This is a genomic window from Pseudomonas sp. JV245A, from assembly GCF_032424515.1.
In the GTDB taxonomy this organism is placed as follows: domain Bacteria; phylum Pseudomonadota; class Gammaproteobacteria; order Pseudomonadales; family Pseudomonadaceae; genus Aquipseudomonas; species Aquipseudomonas protegens.
Map to the genome: position 1 here is coordinate 1 of NZ_VYKE01000400.1, position 1156 is coordinate 1156.

General features: G+C 64.9%; 2 protein-coding genes. One reads left to right on the top strand and one right to left on the bottom strand.

Going from position 1 to position 1156, the window contains the following annotated elements; genetic code table 11:
* The coding region (locus F6S12_RS31990) for a TetR/AcrR family transcriptional regulator (protein WP_315869889.1) at positions 1-475 on the bottom strand (475 nt) is incomplete at its 3' end.
* A gap of 155 nt (positions 476-630) precedes the next feature.
* Here F6S12_RS31990 and F6S12_RS31995 point away from each other — a divergent pair.
* Positions 631-1156 (top strand): MFS transporter (locus F6S12_RS31995; protein ID WP_315869890.1); only part of this gene is annotated, 526 nt, incomplete at its 3' end.

Genomic DNA, 1156 nt, shown 5'->3' on the forward strand with positions numbered 1-1156 from the left:
ACCAGCAGCCGGCGCGCTGGCCGCCTTCGAGAAGGCCCAGCAACTGCTCGAGGATCGCGTTCTTTTCCGGGTTGCCGCGGTCGTGATGATGGTGGTTGGGGTAGACGATGTCGTGCAGGCGGTAGGTGTCGAGGTAGGCCTGCACGCTGGTGCGGATCCAGCTGCTGAGCTGCGCCACCCAGTCGTCCTCGGAGCAGGCCGCCACCGCCTGCTCCAGGCGCTGCAGGTAGTGCTGGGTATAGCGTTGCCCCAGGGCCACCAGCATGTCGTTCTTGGATTGGAAGTAGTGATAGAAGGTGCCCTTGGCCACCTCGGCGCGCTCGACGATCTCGCTGATGGTGGTGGCTTCCACGCCCTGGCTGAGGAACAGGTCTTGGGCGGCGGCCATCAGCTCTTCCAGGCGTACTTCGGCCGGTTTGGTGCGCGGCCGCGGCTGGGCAGCGCGCTTGGCAACCGGGGAGGTTTTGACACTCATGAACGAATCCGGGCTGTTCGACAAAGGTCGCCATTCTAGGGGATTTGTGGGGGAAAAGAGAGTTGAGAATCTTTTTCATTCTCCATTGACCGACGGTCAGTCAAAATACTATGCTCGCCCTGCAAGCCCATTCCAGACCTTGCGGGAGATACATCATGCAGCGCTATCGTCGCCCGGCCCTGGTCGCCGCCGCCTACCTCGGGACCTTCCTGGCGTCCCTCGACATCAGCATCGTCAACGTCGCCCTGCCAACCTTGCAGCAGGCCCTGGCCACCGACCTGGGCGGTCTGCAATGGGTGGTCAATGCCTACGCCATCTGCCTCTCGGCGTTCATGCTCTCGGCAGGCCCCCTGGGGGATCGCTTTGGTCACAAACGCTGCTGGCTGATCGGTGTGCTGCTGTTCTGCCTCGGCTCGGCGCTGTGCGCGCTGGCCCAGGAGCTTTCGCTGCTGCTGGCCGGGCGCGCAGTGCAGGGGCTGGCCGGGGCCCTGCTGATTCCCGGGGCGATGCCGATCCTCAGCCACGCCTTTCCCGAGCCTCGGCAACGGGCCCACGTGATCGGCGGCTGGTCGGCCTTCAGCGCCCTGGCCCTGATCCTCGGCCCGCTGCTGGGTGGCCTGTTGCTGGAGCACCTGGGCTGGCAGAGCATTTTCCTGATCAACCTGCCCATCGGCCTGCTGG